This is a genomic window from Ferrimonas gelatinilytica (genome assembly GCF_039544205.1).
GTDB lineage: Bacteria > Pseudomonadota > Gammaproteobacteria > Enterobacterales > Shewanellaceae > Ferrimonas > Ferrimonas gelatinilytica.
In genome coordinates this window covers 166,286-181,477 of sequence record NZ_BAABLF010000005.1, presented here as the reverse complement: position 1 = coordinate 181,477, position 15,192 = coordinate 166,286, and the positions used below count along the sequence as shown (strand labels likewise).

Genomic DNA, 15,192 nt, shown 5'->3' with positions numbered 1-15,192 from the left:
GGCAAGGATCCATCAATCACATAGAGGAGTTCTTCATGAGCGATATCACCCCAACAGTTCAAGCCTTTGCCGACGCCGTCAGCGAGCACCGACAACTCTGGGTACTCAGCAGCGATGAGGAGTACGTGGTTTGTGACTCGATAGAGTTTGAAAATACCGACGTGATGCCGCTGTTTTCCTCCCAGGAAAAAGCTCAAGCCCTGTGTAAAGAGGATTGGGCTCAGTATCAACCGGTTGCCGTGGCGATGGACGACTTTTTCGAGCACTGGCTGCCGAGTCTGGATGAAGACAAGGTGATGGTGGGACTGGATTGGGATGAAGCGCTCAACGGCATTGAGTGTGATCCTTTTGAACTGGCCAAAAAATTGGCCGACAAAGAGATCTGACTCCAGGCGCGAAAAGCTCACAATAAACAAAAAGGCCCGCACTGCTGCGGGCCTTCTCTTGTATATGGCGGAGGGACAGGGATTCGAACCCTGGATACGCTACTAACGTATGCCGGTTTTCAAGACCGGTGCATTCAACCGCTCTGCCATCCCTCCGACGCCGAGGATAATAGAAGGGGCTGAGCATAGAGTAAAGTCCAGTGACTTCAACTGCCTATCTCATCGCCAGATTGCTTCGAAAATATCCGCCCTAACCTCTTCGCTAACCGCGAAAGCCGTCACGAGCAATACTACGATCCCTGTCTGATCCCCGTCGTGTCGCTTCGATCGGCACGGTCGATAGTGTGACTTTCCCCTATGAATCTTCGGTTTCACCATCGCACTGAATTCGGCGCAGCCACTGTGCACCCTGAGGTTCACGCTCCACAGACTCAAACCAGTGGGGAAAGGCGGCGCGCAGCCGATCCCCATAACACTCTCCGACGGGGATCTCGGTTTGGCCAAGCTTCAACCGAAGCCGGCCGTTTCGCTTTTTATGCAGGCCACGAACATGGACGGGGTTCACCATGTAACTGCGATGGACCCGGACTAAGGGATCCGGCGAGAACAGTGACTCCACCTGGTGGAGGTTCAAACGAAAGAGATGGTTGCGACCAAGAGGAGTGAAGAGTTCGACATATTGGTTTGCTGCCTTGATGTACGCGCACTCGCCCATGTGTTCCCTTAGCTCTGCCAGTGCGGCAAAATCCGCTCGGGAAACACGACTTCGGTTGGCCGCAATAACAATTTCAGCGGCTGATGACACCCAGCAGCTGATGGCATGAAGCCTCTCGGACTGGGGCTTTTCAATCAGGCTGTAGAGATAACCAGAGAGAATGTTGGAGCAGGTCACTTTACGAACAGGACGCACTTCTCGTGGCTCAGGACTGAGGAATTTCCCCCGCCAACACCACACCAGCTGCCATTGGGGCCAGACCTCGTTAAAGAGCTGACGAATGGACTCCAACTGTTCCGAGGTGTTCTCAATTCGTAAGATCCCGGGCACCGCGGTCATCAGGCGTTGACAGCCAGTCCAATCCTTTGCCATTCCAACAGGGTTGACAGTCGGTTCACCGCTCGCTTCATTCATCCCGTTCTCCTTGTTTTTGTCCACCGCGACAAAACCGGCCTCCATGATTGCCTCTTCAAACGGACACTGATTGGAGGCCGCATCCCTTGTGATCCGCTAAACCGCGCTCAACTCTCGCTACCGACACGCCCGCAATCCGCGCAGGATAGGGCATCGAGAGTAACGACTTAGCTCGGTGTACAACCCATTGAAATTTAGCCAAGCTGAACACTTCCGCCAGCGCACGCCAAGGTTCAGTTTCCATCGTATTCGCTCCGTCCCTGCCAAGCAGCGATGCTTAAACGTCTCTCCCCCCTGCGGCTATGCCCCTCCCCCACAGGCAAATATTTTTTAAAATTCATATGGATAGGTTTCGTTCGAACAAATATATATGCCGACAAAAGGCCGAGTGCGCCACCAGGATGGGCAACGCCTCACCACCCTGACAGCACTCACAGGCGTCCTGATAAGGGAGATCTCTTACAAGGATATTCGCTATATCCCGTCATCTGACGTCATCCCAATAACATTCAGCCAGTTGACGCTCTTCATTCGTGCAGGAACAGGTCGACAACCACCTCGATCAAACAGCAACGTCCGTCACCAAGGGATCCAGTTAACATTCCCGCACCGAAACCTTGGACAGCCCCCGAATAAGCCCTTACCTTCTCCGGTTTGCTCTGGCCTTGTCCCGGGCCAAAACCCATCCCCTGTGTCCTTTTGACGCACCCGTAAAAGGTAAGCTCCATGATCCATGTTTTTGGTCACTTAAGCCCAGACAGCGATTCCATCTGCAGTGCAGTGCTCGCCGCCCACTGGCTCAACGCGCGCGGTTTTGACGCCCAAGGCTTTCGCCCCGGTGACGCCAGCCGCGAAACACGATTTATCTTCGAGCAGGCTGGCCTGGCCCTGCCGCCGTTGCTGGACAAACCGCTCAAAGAGGAATCTGTCTATCTGGTGGATTTCTGTGAGCAGGAGCAGGGGCCGGCGGATCTGGTCGACGCCCGTTTGGTCGGGCTGGTGGATCACCATCGAATGGGCACGTTGCAAAGCCGGGGACCCCTCGAAGCCTGGATGATGCCCCTGGGGTCCACCGCATCGGTCCTGTTCGAGCTTTACCAGATCCACAAGGTGGAACTGTCCCAGCCACTGGCAGTCCTGATGCTAGGGGCGCTGCTGTCGGATACCGTTGGGCTCAAGTCCCCCACCACGACAGCGCGGGATCGAGAACTGGTCGACCTGTTGGGCCCCATCGCGGGCCTGGATGTGGAGCGTTTCACCGCCGAGCTCCTGGTTGCTAAAACCGATTTGGCGGGAATGGGCGTCGACGCTCTGCTGGATAAAGATGTAAAAAGTTTCGAATTTGGCGGAAAATCCTTGACCGTTGCCCAGCTTGAATTGGCCGACTTTTCCCAGACCGAGGCTGTGGAAGCTGAGATGGCGAGCACACTGGAGGCCCGGGTCGCTGCCAGCGGACTCGATGTTGCCGTACTGATGCTCACCAACATCCGCAGCGAACAGACCCGACTCATTGTTGCCGGGCCCGCCGCCACCCTGCTTCGTGATGCCAAGCAGGGTGAACTGGTGTTTGAAAACTGCCTCAGCCGGAAAAAGCAGATGCTGCCCTGGCTCAACCAGGTGTTCACTGCCTGACAGCCGTGAGCTTGTGGGGCGTTTCGCCCCACAAGCTCTAAGCATGCTCTGAAGCCTACTAAACCCACGCTAACCGAGCTTCCATCCCGGCCTCGCAAAACAACGCTTCCCGGCTGCCCCTCATTTATGCCGCTCGTTTTACCCCAATCACGCCAAATCCATGGGTAATCGTCGCTGCGAGGCGCCCCACTTTTTGCAATCACTAAAGGTATGTAGGAAACGGAACAGGAAAACGCTACAGTAAGGCGACGTATCAACGAGAAAGGAGGCCTCGATGGCACAAGTCGACAATGGCGCAGCAATGGTGGCACTGCAGAGGGCGTTTCAAGGCGCGCAGCAGGCGCGCGCCGCCCTGATTGCGCAGGTCGCCGGGGAGGGACCGCTCCAGGCCCTGCAGTTCCAACTGCCAGAGTGGTTACAAACCCGGCCACTTGAGCGTATTGAGGCAATTGAACCCCACCGGCTAAGTGGCGTGGCAGCGCATCAGGGAGCCGTCGCTGCCCTCAAGGATCTCCATCGCAGGACCGATGATGAACAAAGTCAGAGGGTGCGGCGCTATCCCGGCCTGCTGCGATTTCAGCCCAGCTCAAACCCGAATGCATCACTGGCCGCCTCGATCCAGCGCCTCGAAGAGGGCCTAACCGAATTCAAGGCCCGGCTTCATGCGCTGACTCAGGGGGCCAGCAACGTCCAGGATCTGCGCTTTGAGTTGCTCCATCAGCTCTCGCCGCACCTCTTTACCATGCACTTTTACCGCACACCGATGCTGCTTGAGCCACAGGTACGACGGATCCGCTTTGGTTGGGTGGCCAAGCGCATCATCGCCAAAACGGATCGTGATACGGTATTAAGCAGGCTCGAAAACGCCCTGACCAACCCCGGACAAGCCGTGGTGGACATGGTTGCCTGGCAAGAACATGTGGCACGGGAGTATCGCGCGGTGCAAGCGCTTCCTGCCAACGCTAAGTTGCGTATCGATCGACCCGGGGGGCTGCGTCCCACGGCGTTTATCCATTTTGCCGAGGGACACCGTCGCCAGGTGCCGGCGAACCTGCCCCTGCTGCTGGCCCAACCCCAGCCGGTGGAGGTTGTCGATCTTCCCCCCTGGCAGGCTCGGGCATTTCCCGCCGCCAAAGGGGAATGCCTGATCCCCCGCCTACACCTGTACCGACTCTGAGCGGGCCCGCTGCTGTAACTGCCACAACGCCGCATACTGCCCGCCGGCCGCCAGCAGCTGTTCATGAGTCCCCTGCTCCACGATCCGCCCCTCGTGCAACACCAAAATGGTGTCCGCATCGACCACCGTGGAGAGGCGATGGGCAATCACCAGGGTCGTCTGCTCCCGGCTGATCTCCCGAAGCGCCTGCAAGATGCTTCGTTCCGATTGGCTGTCGAGCGATGAGGTGGCCTCATCGAACACCATGATAGGGGGGCGTTTGAGGATCGCGCGGGCGATCGCCACGCGCTGCTTTTCCCCCCCGGAGAGCTTCAGCCCCCGTTCGCCAACCTGGGTCTCCAGGCCCTGCGGCAAGCTGGCGACGAACCCGGACAGATGCGCCAACCGCACCGCCTCTTCCACGGCATCATCATCCGCATCGAGCCGGCCGTAGCGAATGTTCTCGCGCAAACTGGTATTAAACAGCACCGTATCCTGGGGTACGACGCCGATCGCCCGGCGCAATGACGCCTGGGTGATGTCGCGGAGATCCTGGCCATCGATCCGGATGGCTCCGCCATCCACGTCATAAAAGCGCAGCAGCAGCTTGAACAGGGTGGACTTGCCCGCACCGCTTCCTCCGACGATTGCCACCTTCTGCTTCGGCGCTACCCGAAACTGTATCCCCGCCAGGATGGGTCGGCTGGACTCATAGCGAAAGCTCACCTGGTCAAACTCGATCGCACCCGGGCCTGCCACCAGGGGCTTGGCATCCGGGGCATCCACCACCTTGGGGCGCTGCTCCAAAATGGCAAACATCTTCTCGATATTGGCCATGGAGCCCTTCATCTCTCGATAAACGAAGCCCAGAAAATTCAGCGGCAGAAACACCTGGATCATGAACGCGTTGATCAGGACAAAATCGCCGATGGTCATCTCCCCCCGCTGGACATCGCTGGCCGCCAACACTAGGGCGGCGGTCATCGCCACGGCGATGATGAGGGACTGGCCACCATTGAGGGCGAACAGGGACAATCGATTACGGCGTCGTGCCTGCTCCCACTGCGCCAAACCGCTGTCGTATCTGGCCGCTTCGTCCTCCTCGTTGGTGAAATACTTCACCGTCTCGAAGTTGAGCAGACTGTCGATGGCACGGGTACTGGCAGCGGACTCCGCCTGGTTCATCTGTCGCAAGTAGCCGGTACGCCACTCGGTGGCGAGTACGGAAAAACCGATGTAAAGAACCACGGCCACCGCCACGATCGCCGCAAAACCCAGGTGGTAGTTCCATCCCAACAACACCAGAACCATGCCAACCTCCAGCAGTGTCGGCCCGATGTTAAACACCATGAAACGCATCAAAAAGCTGATTCCGGCATTGCCGCGCTCGATGTCCCGGGAGAGCCCGCCGGTTTGACGGTTGAGATGAAAGTCGAGATCCAGCGAATGCAGGTGCCTGAACACTTTGAGGCCCACCCGGCGCATCGCGCGCTCCGTAACCCGCCCAAACAGGGTATCGCGCAGCTCTCCGAACAGCACATTGGCAAAACGCACGCTGCCATAGGCCAGCAGCAGACCCAGTGGCATGGTGACCAGCGCCATCTCCTGCCCCTGGTCCAGGGTGTCGACGATCGCTTTGAGGAGAAAAGGCAACCCCACGCTGGCGATCTTGGCGGCCACCAGGCAAAGCATGGCCAGGGCGACACGGCCCCGAAACTCGGTCAGATAGGGAAGCAGGCTGGAGAGCGCTCGCCAGTTGACTTCGGAGAAGGGGACCTGGGTTTGACTACCTCGGCGCATCATTCACTTCCATTTTCCATCCTTGAAAAACGGCACGTTAACATGCCAATTCTGCTTCAGCATAACCTTTAGGATCTAAGCTTGATTCAACGTCCTACCCTGGAACCGCCATGCAGCCTCAGCAACTGGGCCTACTGGTCCTGACCGCCCTGACCCTGATCGCCTTTCTCAGCGGACGCTGGCGCCACGACGTTGTGGCCCTGACCGCATTGGTCGTGGGCCTGCTTACCGGTCTGATCCCGATGGCCGAGGCCTTCTCCGGGATCTCACATCCGGCGGTGATCACCGTCGGTTGTGTGCTGATTTTGAGTCAGGGGTTGGAGCGCAACGGCGTCGTCACTCCCCTCCTTCGCCTGCTGGAACCGGGCAAGCGCCCTCCCTGGCTGCAACTGCTGATCCTAATGGTATTGGCAGCCGCCCTCTCTGCGGTGATCAACAATGTCGGTGCCCTGGCATTACTCATGCCCCTGGCACTGGATATGGCACGCAAACGATCGCTGCCGCCCGCGCTGATATTGATGCCCCTCTCCTTCGCCACCATTTTGGGAGGGATGACCACCCTCATCGGTACACCGCCCAACCTCATCGTTGCCGGCTATCGCAGCGAAACCCTGGGGCTGGCTTTCGGGCTCTTTGACTTCACCCCGGTTGGCGTGGTTGTCGCCCTGTTCGGGCTGGCGCTCATTCTGATTACCTCCCGTTGGCTCGTTCCCGCCCGATCCGGGCCGGCACTTCAGCACTACCAGGCTGGCGACTACCGCTTCGAGGTACGCCTGGAGCCAGGGAGCGAGCTTATCGGCACCACCATATACGAGTTGGAACAAACGTTAGAGGACAGCGATGTTCAGTTGATCGCCTTGGTGCGTAACCAGGTTCAGATCTTAACCCCCTTGCCAGGACGGCGTCTGCAACAGCAGGACGTCCTGCTGATGGACGCAGATCCCAAGGCCCTCTCCGAGTTACTTGAGCGTTTGCCGCTGGAGATGGAGGTCACCCAACCGGAGTCGGACCTGCCAACAGGTGAGACGGATCAGTCCGAGCCGGAATCAAAAGACGAGGGCAAAGCAAGCCCAAAAGAGGAACCGAACACGCTGCTCAAAGAGTGGGTGGTGGTCCCGGGTTCCGCGCTGGTCGGGCGAACCGCCCGTCAGATAGGCGTATTTCGACGGTACGGACTTCAACTCCTGGCCCTTTCGCGGCAAGGCCAACCGACCAATAAGCGCCTGCGCCTGACCCCCTTCGCCGCGGGAGACGTCCTGCTGCTGCAGGGTGTCGAGGAGGGGTTTGCCCCCTTTGCCCAACGTTTCGGTCTGCTCCCCCTGGATACCGGCGTCATCCCATTGAACAGCCGGGGACGCCCTCTGCTGGCCGTCGCCATCATGGCGTCGGTGGTACTCACGATGCTGATGGGCTGGCTGGGGGCGCCCGTTGCGTTCATCCTGGGGGTTTTGGCGTTTGTGCTCAGCGGGATCCTGCCGGTCAGGGAGCTGTATCAGCCCCTGGATGGGCCCATCCTTGTCCTGCTGGCGGCGCTTTTCCCTTTGGCCCAGGCGATGGGGGACTCAGGCGCTGCCGAGGCGATCACCCAACGCCTGCTCCAGCCCGATAAGCTGCCGCCGGCCGCGTTTCTTGCCCTGCTGATGCTGATCACCATGACCCTGTCGGATTTCATGAACAATGCGGCGACCGCCGCCATGATGTGCCCCATCGCCCTGGCGGGGGCTCACACCATGGGAGTCAACCCCGACAGTTTCCTGATGGCAGTGGCGATTGGAGCCTCCTGTGCCTTCCTAACCCCCATCGGCCACCAGAACAACACCCTGATCCTAGGCCCCGCGGGGCTGCACTTTGGCGACTATTGGCGGCTTGGTTTGCCGCTGGAGTTGATGGTCATCGCCGTCGGTGTCCCCATGCTGCTCTGGATCTGGCCGCTTTAACCCAAACGCCAGACGCAAAAAAGCCCGCACAGGTGCGGGCTTTCTTTTCCTATATGGCGGAGGGACAGGGATTCGAACCCTGGATACGCTACTAACGTATGCCGGTTTTCAAGACCGGTGCATTCAACCGCTCTGCCATCCCTCCGACGGGTGTGCATATTAGTGACTCCCCTTTGGACTGTAAAGTACAAAGTGGTGCCGAACACGTTAAGTGAGCGATGTTTAAGCAGAAAGTCCTGGGTAAACCGGATCTGAACCGATCCAGAACAAGGAGTTACGAAACTTCCTCATTTTGCGGTAGTCTTATCAGGTACCTATTCGCCCCAAACAATGGAGCTTTACACTATGCAAACCCGTCGTATCGAAACCGTCCAAACCGGTTCCGGCGTGGCCGTCAACAAAGTGCTGCGCAACACCTACCTGCTGCTGGCCATGACCTTAACTTTTGCCGCCGTGGTTGCCGGTATCGCCATGGCCATGAACCTGCCTCGTCCACACTGGGCCCTTGTTCTGGTTGGCTTCTACGGTTTGCTGTTCCTTGTGGCCAAGAATGCCAACAGTGCTGCGGGTGTGCCTTTGGTGTTCGCCTTGACCGGTTTCATGGGCTACACCATCGGCCCCATCCTTAACATGTTCCTGGGAGCAGGGATGGGCGACGTGGTCCTGATGGCGTTTGCCGGCACCGCGCTGGTGTTCTTTGGACTCTCTGCCTACGTGCTGATGACCGGTAAGGACATGTCCTTTATGGGCGGCATGATGCAGGCCGGTTTCTGGGTGATCGTGGCGATGTTCATTGCGAACATTTTCCTGGCGGTACCGGCACTCCAGATGGCGCTCAGTGCACTCTTTATCCTGTTCTCATCCGGTGCCATCCTGATGCAAACCAGTGCCATTATTCATGGCGGCGAGCGCAACTACATCAATGCCACCGTGACCCTGTTCGTGTCGCTGTACAACATCTTTATCAGTCTCCTGAGCCTGCTGGGGCTCTCCAACGACTGATCCCCTTTTGAGGTAAACTCAGGCCCACTGCTGATTGCCGTGGGCCTTTTCGATCCCGATATGAGCACCTTTGTACTTTTTGTCAACGGCCCCCCCTATGGTCGTGAAGATGCCTACACCGCACTGCGCTTCGCCGAGGCCGCACTGGCCGCGGGCCATGAGGTTCGCCAGATATTTTTCTACCAGGAGGGCGTGCTTAACGCGTCCCGACTGCTGAGCCCCGCTGCGGATGAGTTTGATATCGCTGCCGCCTGGCAACGACTGCACCATCAGGGCGTGCCGCTGGTCAGCTGTGTCTCCGCCAGCCTGCGTCGTGGGGTGATCGATGCCGAAGCCGCCGAAGATGCCGAACACGACAGCACCAACCTTGCAGCCTGCTTTACCCTTGGGGGACTGGGGGAGTTTGTGACTGCCGCCGCCGAGGTGGATCGGGTGGTGCAGTTTGGTTAACCCCTCACAACCGGAGGCCTCATGACACAACTGACCGTGGTTTTTCGTCAGGTACCCCACGGCAATGCCAGCGGCCGTGAAGCGCTGGACCTTGTTCTGCTCAGTGCCAGTTACGAGGTCGACACCGCTGTCTGCTTTATCGATGAGGGTGTCTATCAACTGGTCAAGGGGCAATCCCCCAAGATCATCGCCAGCAAGGATCACATCGCCACCTTCGGCGCACTGCCGCTCTATGAGGTCGACAAGGTCTTTATCTGCGAGGAGTCACTGCAGGAGCGGGGACTGAGCCCGGATGACCTAGTCATTAAGGCCAAAACACTGCCGCGGGTGCAAATACATAGGCAGATCCAGCAAAGCAAACAGGTACTGACGTTTTGACCACCACATTGACCACCCTGACTGCGGCCTGCGCCACGCCGGCCCAACTGGCCCATCACCTGCGTCATCTGCCCCCCGGGGCGCCCCTACTGCTGCTCCAGGACGCCGTCGTGATGGCAACCCAGCCCCGCTTCGAGACCATTTTGGCCCGCTTCGACGCTTATCTACTGCTGCCTGACGTTGAAGCACGGGGATTAGTGTCCCGTATCCAAAAGGGCCTAAAAACGGTAGATTACTACGGCTTCGTCGAACTGACCCTGCAAACTCAAAACCAGATCGCATGGTGACCCTATGATTTTCAATGGTAAAGAGATCCCCACCGATAAACAGGGCTACCTGCTGGACCCCAGCCAATGGTGTCCTGAGATGGCGCCCCAGTTAGCACAGGAGGAGGGGATCGAACTTTCCGAGGCGCACTGGCAGGTCGTGCACTTTGTTCGCGACTTTTATCAGGAGTACCAGACAAGCCCGGCCATCCGGGTGCTGGTCAAGGCGATGGCACAGAAACTGGGCGAGGAGAAGGGCAACAGCAAGTACCTGTACAGACTCTTTCCCAAGGGGCCGGCCAAACAGGCGACCAAGATCGCCGGATTGCCCAAACCGGCCCGCTGCATCTGATCCTTAGACTCGTAAGGGAGCACTGCGCGCTGTGCAGCGTTCGGCGCAGTGAAATATGATCAAGCGCACAGTTTTTGGCGGCCAATTGGCGACACATTGAGCAGTCTATTATGGTGACCGGCCGTAAAATGATCCTAACTCCACCGGTACGCCATGCTTTCGCTGCGCTCTCTCTGCTTGACCCTGCTGACCCTGCTCACGTTCCTGATCCCGACATTGAGCCGCGCTGACAGCCGCCCGGCTGCGGCCATCAACGTGCCAAAGTCAGCGCAGGGGCTGGATCGCAGTAATGCCGCATCCGCAAAGGGACAACAGGGGTCGGATCAACTGCTGTTAGCCCGGGTTGGGTTGCAGGGGCGCTTGGATCCCGACGTATTTTCCGAGGCGTTGGCGCGCTACCGGACCACACCGGGGGTCAGCAGCCCGATACTCACCATCATCGACTACAGCAAGCCCTCCAACGAGAAGCGGTTTTTCGTTATCGACATGGCCAACGAGGCGCTGCTCTACGACACCTTTGTCAGCCACGGACGTCAAAGCGGGGCACTCTATGCCGACACCTTCTCAAACCGGGTGAGCTCTCACCAAAGTTCGTTGGGAACCTTCATCACCGGCGAAACCTATGTCGGCAGCAACGGCTACTCCCTGCGCCTTGATGGTCTGGATCCGGGCGTGAATGACAATGCTCGCCAACGCTACATCGTTATTCACGGCGCCGACTACGCTGATCCTACCCGGCTGGCGCACCAAGGGATGCTGGGGCGCAGCCTGGGCTGCCCCGCCCTGCCGCCCCAATTGGCCAAGCAGGTGATAGACACCATCAAGGGTGGCAGTGTGATCTACGCCCACGGGCAGGCCTGAACGCATCCTCGCAACGACTGTCCCCATCCCCGCTCTACTCCTCAGCGCAACCTCCCCAAGCCAACCCTGCCGCCCAAAAGGTCACAGCCGGTTCAAAAGATTAAGCGGAAGAACCTCGTCCGCTCCGCTACGCTTTTTAAGGGTCAAAGTCATAGCATCAGTTGAAAGGGGTAAGGATGAGCGTCGATTACCAGCAAGTGTTAGCCGATCTGCGGGCACAACTTGGCAAAGAGGCCGTCACGGACGATCCCGTACGCCGTTTTGCCTGGTCCACGGATGGCAGTTACTTCCGCATCGTGCCAGAGATCGTGGTGCACGCAAACCAGACCGAAGAGGTCGCCAAGGTTCTCGCCGTCGCCCGCACCCACAAGGCACCGGTCACCTTTCGTGCTGCCGGCACCAGCCTCTCAGGCCAGGCAGTTGGCGAAGGGATCCTGCTGATGCTCGGCTACGATGGCTTTCGCAACATCAGCATCAGTGACGATGCCAACCATATCACCCTTGGTGCCGCCGTGATCGGCGCGGAAGCGAACGCCAAACTCAAACCGCTCGATCGCAAAATCGGGCCGGATCCGGCGACCCTCACCTCCTGCATGGTCGGGGGGATCGTGAACAACAACGCCTCCGGCATGTGCTGCGGTACCACCCAAAACAGCTACCAGACCATCGAGAGCGCCAAGCTGCTGTTTGCGGATGGCACGCGCCTGGATACCGGTGATCCTGACTCCCGGGACGCTTTTACCCAGGCTCGGCCCGAGCTGCTGGCAACGCTGACCGAATTGGCGAAAAGCACCCAGGCGGACACGGAACTGGCGGACAGGATCCGGCAGAAGTACGCCATCAAGAATACCACCGGCTATAGCCTGAATGCCCTAGTGGACTACCAAGACCCCTTCGACCTTATCAACCACCTGGTGGTGGGCTCCGAGGGCACCTTTGCCTTTGTGGAGGAGGTCACCTACCGGACGGTGCCAGAGGCGCGCAACAAGGCTTCCGCCATGGCGGTGTTTCACAACATGGTTGACGCCTCCAAGGCGATTCCGCCACTGAAAACCGATGCCGTTGCCGCGGCGGAGCTACTTGACTGGGCGTCGATCAAAGCGGTTACTGGCAAGAAAGGGATGCCGGAGTGGTTATCCGAGCTGCCAGAGGGCACCGCCATCCTGCTTATCGAGAGCCGCGCCAACGATGAGGCACAGCTCCAAGCCTACACCGAACAGATCACCCAATCGATCGCCCATATTGAAACCCTCAGGCCCATCGAGTTCAGCTCCGATCCCGCGGTGTTTGGTCAGTACTGGGCGATGCGCTCGGGGCTCTTCCCCATTATCGGTGGTGAACGCCCCAAAGGGACCTCCGTCATCATCGAAGACGTGGCGTTTCGGGTAGAGGATCTGGCCAACGCCGCCGCAGATCTGTCAGAGCTGTTCCAGGTCCATGGTTATCCCGAGGGGGTGATCTACGGTCATGCCCTCGACGGCAACTTCCACTTCATTATCACCCCGAACTTCCGGCGAAAATCCGACGTGGAGCAGTTTGACCGCTTCATGCAGGCCATCGCCGATCTGGTGATCAACAAATACGATGGCTCCATGAAGGCTGAGCATGGTACCGGGCGCGCCGTGGCCCCCTTTGTTGAGCTGGAGTGGGGACCCAAAGCCTATGCGCTGATGAAAAAGCTCAAAGAGGCCTTCGACCCCGACCGTCTGCTCAACCCCGGCGTGATCCTCAATGAGGATGCGGAGGTGCACGTCAAGCAGATCAAAAGTTCCGCCGCGGTAGATGATTACGTGGACCGCTGCATCGAGTGCGGCTTCTGCGAACGCACCTGCCCCACCAACAATCTCAACATGTCCCCACGCCACCGTATTACCACCCTGCGAGAGATTGAACGATTGGATCAGGCCGGTGAGCACGCCAAGGCGCAAAAAATGCGGGAGGCGGCCCAATACGACGTGATCGATACCTGCGTGGCCTGCCAACTCTGCACCATCGCCTGCCCCGTCGACAACAACATGGGCATGCTCACCCGGAAACTGCGCAGCGAACAGCTCACCAGTACCGCTCAGAAGGTATTGGATTTCCAGGCCAACCACTACAAAGGGGTCAACCAGGTATTGAGCACGGGCTTTGACCTGCTGCACGGGATCCACAAGTTTACCGGTAGCACCATCACCGGAGGCCTGATGAAGGTCGGACGTGTTATCACCAAGGAGGTCCCCTACTGGGATCCGTCGTTCCCGAAGGGGGGAAATCTGCCCAAACCGACACAGTCCGGTGAGGGGCGTCCCGTCGTCGTCTACTTTGCCGCCTGTGGTGGCCGAACTTTCGGCCCGACCCCGGAAGATCCGGATCACACCACCCTGCCCGACGTCATGGTCACCCTGCTGGAGCGAGCTGGCTACGAGGTTCGGGTCCCGGACAATACCCGCCAGCTTTGCTGCGGTCAGATGTGGGAATCCAAAGGGGATTACAAAAACGCCGACGGGAAACGAAAGGAGCTGATCGATGCCCTCGAGGCGATGACCGATGGCGGCCAGCATCCTGTGATCATCGACGCCCTCTCCTGCACCAAGCGGACCCTGCAGGACGCCGGTGTCGACTACACCCTGGTGGATGCGGTCGATTTCATCCACGACCACCTACTGGACAAGCTGGAGTTGGTCAATCGTAAGGCCCAAGTCGCCCTTCACGTCGGCTGCAGCGCCGAGCATCTCAATGCGGGCAGCAAGATGAACGCCATCGCCGAGCAGTGTGCCGACCAGGTGATCCGTCCGGAAAGGATATTTTGCTGCGGTTTCGCCGGTGAAAAAGGGCTGTTCAAGCCGGAGATCAATGCCGATGCCCTGCGAAACCTGAAAAGCCAGTTGCCAGAGGGGCTCAATGAGGGCTATTACGCCAACCGTATGTGTGAGTTGGGCCTGACACGCCACAGCGGGATCAGCTACCGCCACCTGGCGTATCTGGTCGAGGAGTGCACCCGCCCGGCGGGAAGCTAAAAAAACCAACGTGGCCCGGCGGCCCAACACCGCCGGGCCACGCTTATGTTCCCTACTTAACCCCCCACGAAACCTGGTGTAGACCCGCTCATTCAGCGGCTCCGCTTCCCTTCTCATCCCAAAGCTGCCCCGACTCGATGCAGTGAACACCGGCCTTCGCCTCACGGGCCCTCTCCACCATGACCGCCGCCAACCTTGCCACCGGAACCGGGCGCCAGTGAGCACTGCCGGGCAGACAGGTGAGGAGATTCAGTATCCGTTCACCCAGATGTTCGCCAAAACGGGGCTGAGGACGCGCCAGCAGTGAGGGACGATAGAGATAGAGGCTGGGTAGCTCAAGGTCCATCAGCGCCCGCTCCATCTCCCCTTTGCATCTCAAATAAAAAGCACGCCGTTGGGGATTTGCTCCCTTACTGCTGATCACATGCATCGTGCCGACCCCATGCTTTTTCGCCCACTGCCCCAAGGCCACCACCGCATCCAGGTCGAGCGCTCGAAATGCCGCCTTGCTCCCGGCCTGGGCCAAGGTGGTGCCAAGACAGCAAAATAGCGCTGTCACAGGTTCATCTAGGGCCAGTCGCTCGAGGGAGGCTGGAAGTTCGATACGCTTGAGGGTGACCTTTTGACCGGACGGAGCTGGAACCGGCGCCCAGTGATGCTCGATAACTTTAGGGTTATCGCACCAGGGAGTCATACTGCGAGTGAGAAGGTGGATCCTGTGGAGGCGCTCATCGGCCAGCAACCGACCCATCAGCTCGCGGCCGGTCGCACCGGTGGCGCCAGCCACCACCACACTGTTTCCTACCACTCTTCCCTGCGTTTCCATCCCTAATCCCGATTGGTG

General features: G+C 58.9%; 14 protein-coding genes and 2 tRNA genes. 11 read left to right on the top strand and 5 right to left on the bottom strand.

Going from position 1 to position 15,192, the window contains the following annotated elements; genetic code table 11:
* Nucleotides 1-35: 35 nt before the first annotated feature.
* Nucleotides 36-386 (top strand): DUF2750 domain-containing protein, encoded by a 351-nt coding sequence (locus ABD997_RS03180; RefSeq protein WP_345315571.1) that lies wholly within the window; start codon nt 36-38, stop codon nt 384-386.
* Nucleotides 387-451: 65 nt separating this feature from the next.
* Here the strand turns inward: ABD997_RS03180 and ABD997_RS03175 are convergent.
* Both ABD997_RS03175 and ABD997_RS03170 read right to left on the bottom strand, forming a co-directional pair.
* Nucleotides 452-542 (bottom strand) — tRNA-Ser (locus ABD997_RS03175).
* A gap of 199 nt (nt 543-741) precedes the next feature.
* Entirely contained in the window at nt 742-1,515 is a 774-nt protein-coding gene (locus ABD997_RS03170; protein WP_345315570.1) for a LytTR family DNA-binding domain-containing protein, read from the bottom strand.
* Nucleotides 1,516-2,241: 726 nt separating this feature from the next.
* Between ABD997_RS03170 and ABD997_RS03165 the strand changes: the two genes are divergently transcribed.
* Both ABD997_RS03165 and ABD997_RS03160 read left to right on the top strand, forming a co-directional pair.
* Nucleotides 2,242-3,147, top strand: a complete 906-nt coding sequence (locus tag ABD997_RS03165; protein ID WP_345315569.1) for a manganese-dependent inorganic pyrophosphatase — start codon at nt 2,242-2,244, stop codon at nt 3,145-3,147.
* A gap of 274 nt (nt 3,148-3,421) precedes the next feature.
* The gene (locus ABD997_RS03160) at nt 3,422-4,324 is read left to right on the top strand and encodes a DNA replication terminus site-binding protein (RefSeq protein ID WP_345315568.1); all 903 of its coding nucleotides are present in this window, start codon (nt 3,422-3,424) and stop codon (nt 4,322-4,324) included.
* Here the strand turns inward: ABD997_RS03160 and ABD997_RS03155 are convergent.
* Nucleotides 4,304-6,103 (bottom strand): ABCB family ABC transporter ATP-binding protein/permease, encoded by a 1,800-nt coding sequence (locus ABD997_RS03155; RefSeq protein ID WP_345315902.1) that lies wholly within the window; start codon nt 6,101-6,103, stop codon nt 4,304-4,306. The two genes, ABD997_RS03160 and ABD997_RS03155, sit on opposite strands and share 21 nt — an antisense overlap.
* 110 nt (nt 6,104-6,213) lie before the next feature.
* On the opposite strand from ABD997_RS03155, the gene ABD997_RS03150 reads away from it, so the two are divergent.
* A complete protein-coding gene (locus ABD997_RS03150) occupies nt 6,214-8,040 on the top strand; it encodes an SLC13 family permease (protein WP_345315567.1) in 1,827 nt (608 codons plus the stop codon).
* 54 nt (nt 8,041-8,094) lie between these two features.
* Here ABD997_RS03150 and ABD997_RS03145 read toward each other — a convergent pair.
* A tRNA-Ser gene (locus ABD997_RS03145) sits at nt 8,095-8,185 on the bottom strand.
* A gap of 200 nt (nt 8,186-8,385) precedes the next feature.
* Here ABD997_RS03145 and ABD997_RS03140 point away from each other — a divergent pair.
* The 7 genes from ABD997_RS03140 (at nt 8,386) to ABD997_RS03110 (ending at nt 14,348) form a co-directional block, all read left to right on the top strand.
* Complete coding sequence (locus ABD997_RS03140; RefSeq protein WP_345315566.1) at nt 8,386-9,042, top strand: Bax inhibitor-1/YccA family protein; 657 nt, start codon at nt 8,386-8,388, stop codon at nt 9,040-9,042.
* Between the two features lie 60 nt (nt 9,043-9,102).
* A complete protein-coding gene (gene tusD, locus ABD997_RS03135; RefSeq protein ID WP_345315565.1) occupies nt 9,103-9,492 on the top strand; it encodes a sulfurtransferase complex subunit TusD in 390 nt (129 codons plus the stop codon).
* 21 nt (nt 9,493-9,513) lie between these two features.
* Nucleotides 9,514-9,870 (top strand): sulfurtransferase complex subunit TusC, encoded by a 357-nt coding sequence (gene tusC / locus ABD997_RS03130; RefSeq protein WP_345315564.1) that lies wholly within the window; start codon nt 9,514-9,516, stop codon nt 9,868-9,870.
* A complete protein-coding gene (gene tusB / locus ABD997_RS03125; RefSeq protein ID WP_345315563.1) occupies nt 9,867-10,157 on the top strand; it encodes a sulfurtransferase complex subunit TusB in 291 nt (96 codons plus the stop codon). The genes tusC and tusB overlap by 4 nt, the downstream gene beginning before the upstream one ends.
* 4 nt (nt 10,158-10,161) lie before the next feature.
* Complete coding sequence (locus ABD997_RS03120; protein WP_345315562.1) at nt 10,162-10,488, top strand: TusE/DsrC/DsvC family sulfur relay protein; 327 nt, start codon at nt 10,162-10,164, stop codon at nt 10,486-10,488.
* Between the two features lie 153 nt (nt 10,489-10,641).
* Entirely contained in the window at nt 10,642-11,349 is a 708-nt protein-coding gene (locus tag ABD997_RS03115) for a murein L,D-transpeptidase catalytic domain family protein (protein WP_345315561.1), read from the top strand.
* Between the two features lie 176 nt (nt 11,350-11,525).
* Nucleotides 11,526-14,348 carry an FAD-binding and (Fe-S)-binding domain-containing protein gene (locus tag ABD997_RS03110; RefSeq protein WP_345315560.1) on the top strand — a complete coding sequence of 941 codons (2,823 nt, stop codon included), beginning with the start codon at nt 11,526-11,528 and terminating at the stop codon, nt 14,346-14,348.
* Nucleotides 14,349-14,436: 88 nt separating this feature from the next.
* Here ABD997_RS03110 and ABD997_RS03105 read toward each other — a convergent pair whose 3' ends face one another.
* The gene (locus ABD997_RS03105) at nt 14,437-15,156 is read right to left on the bottom strand and encodes a Rossmann-fold NAD(P)-binding domain-containing protein (protein ID WP_345315559.1); all 720 of its coding nucleotides are present in this window, start codon (nt 15,154-15,156) and stop codon (nt 14,437-14,439) included.
* Nucleotides 15,157-15,192 lie beyond the last annotated feature (36 nt).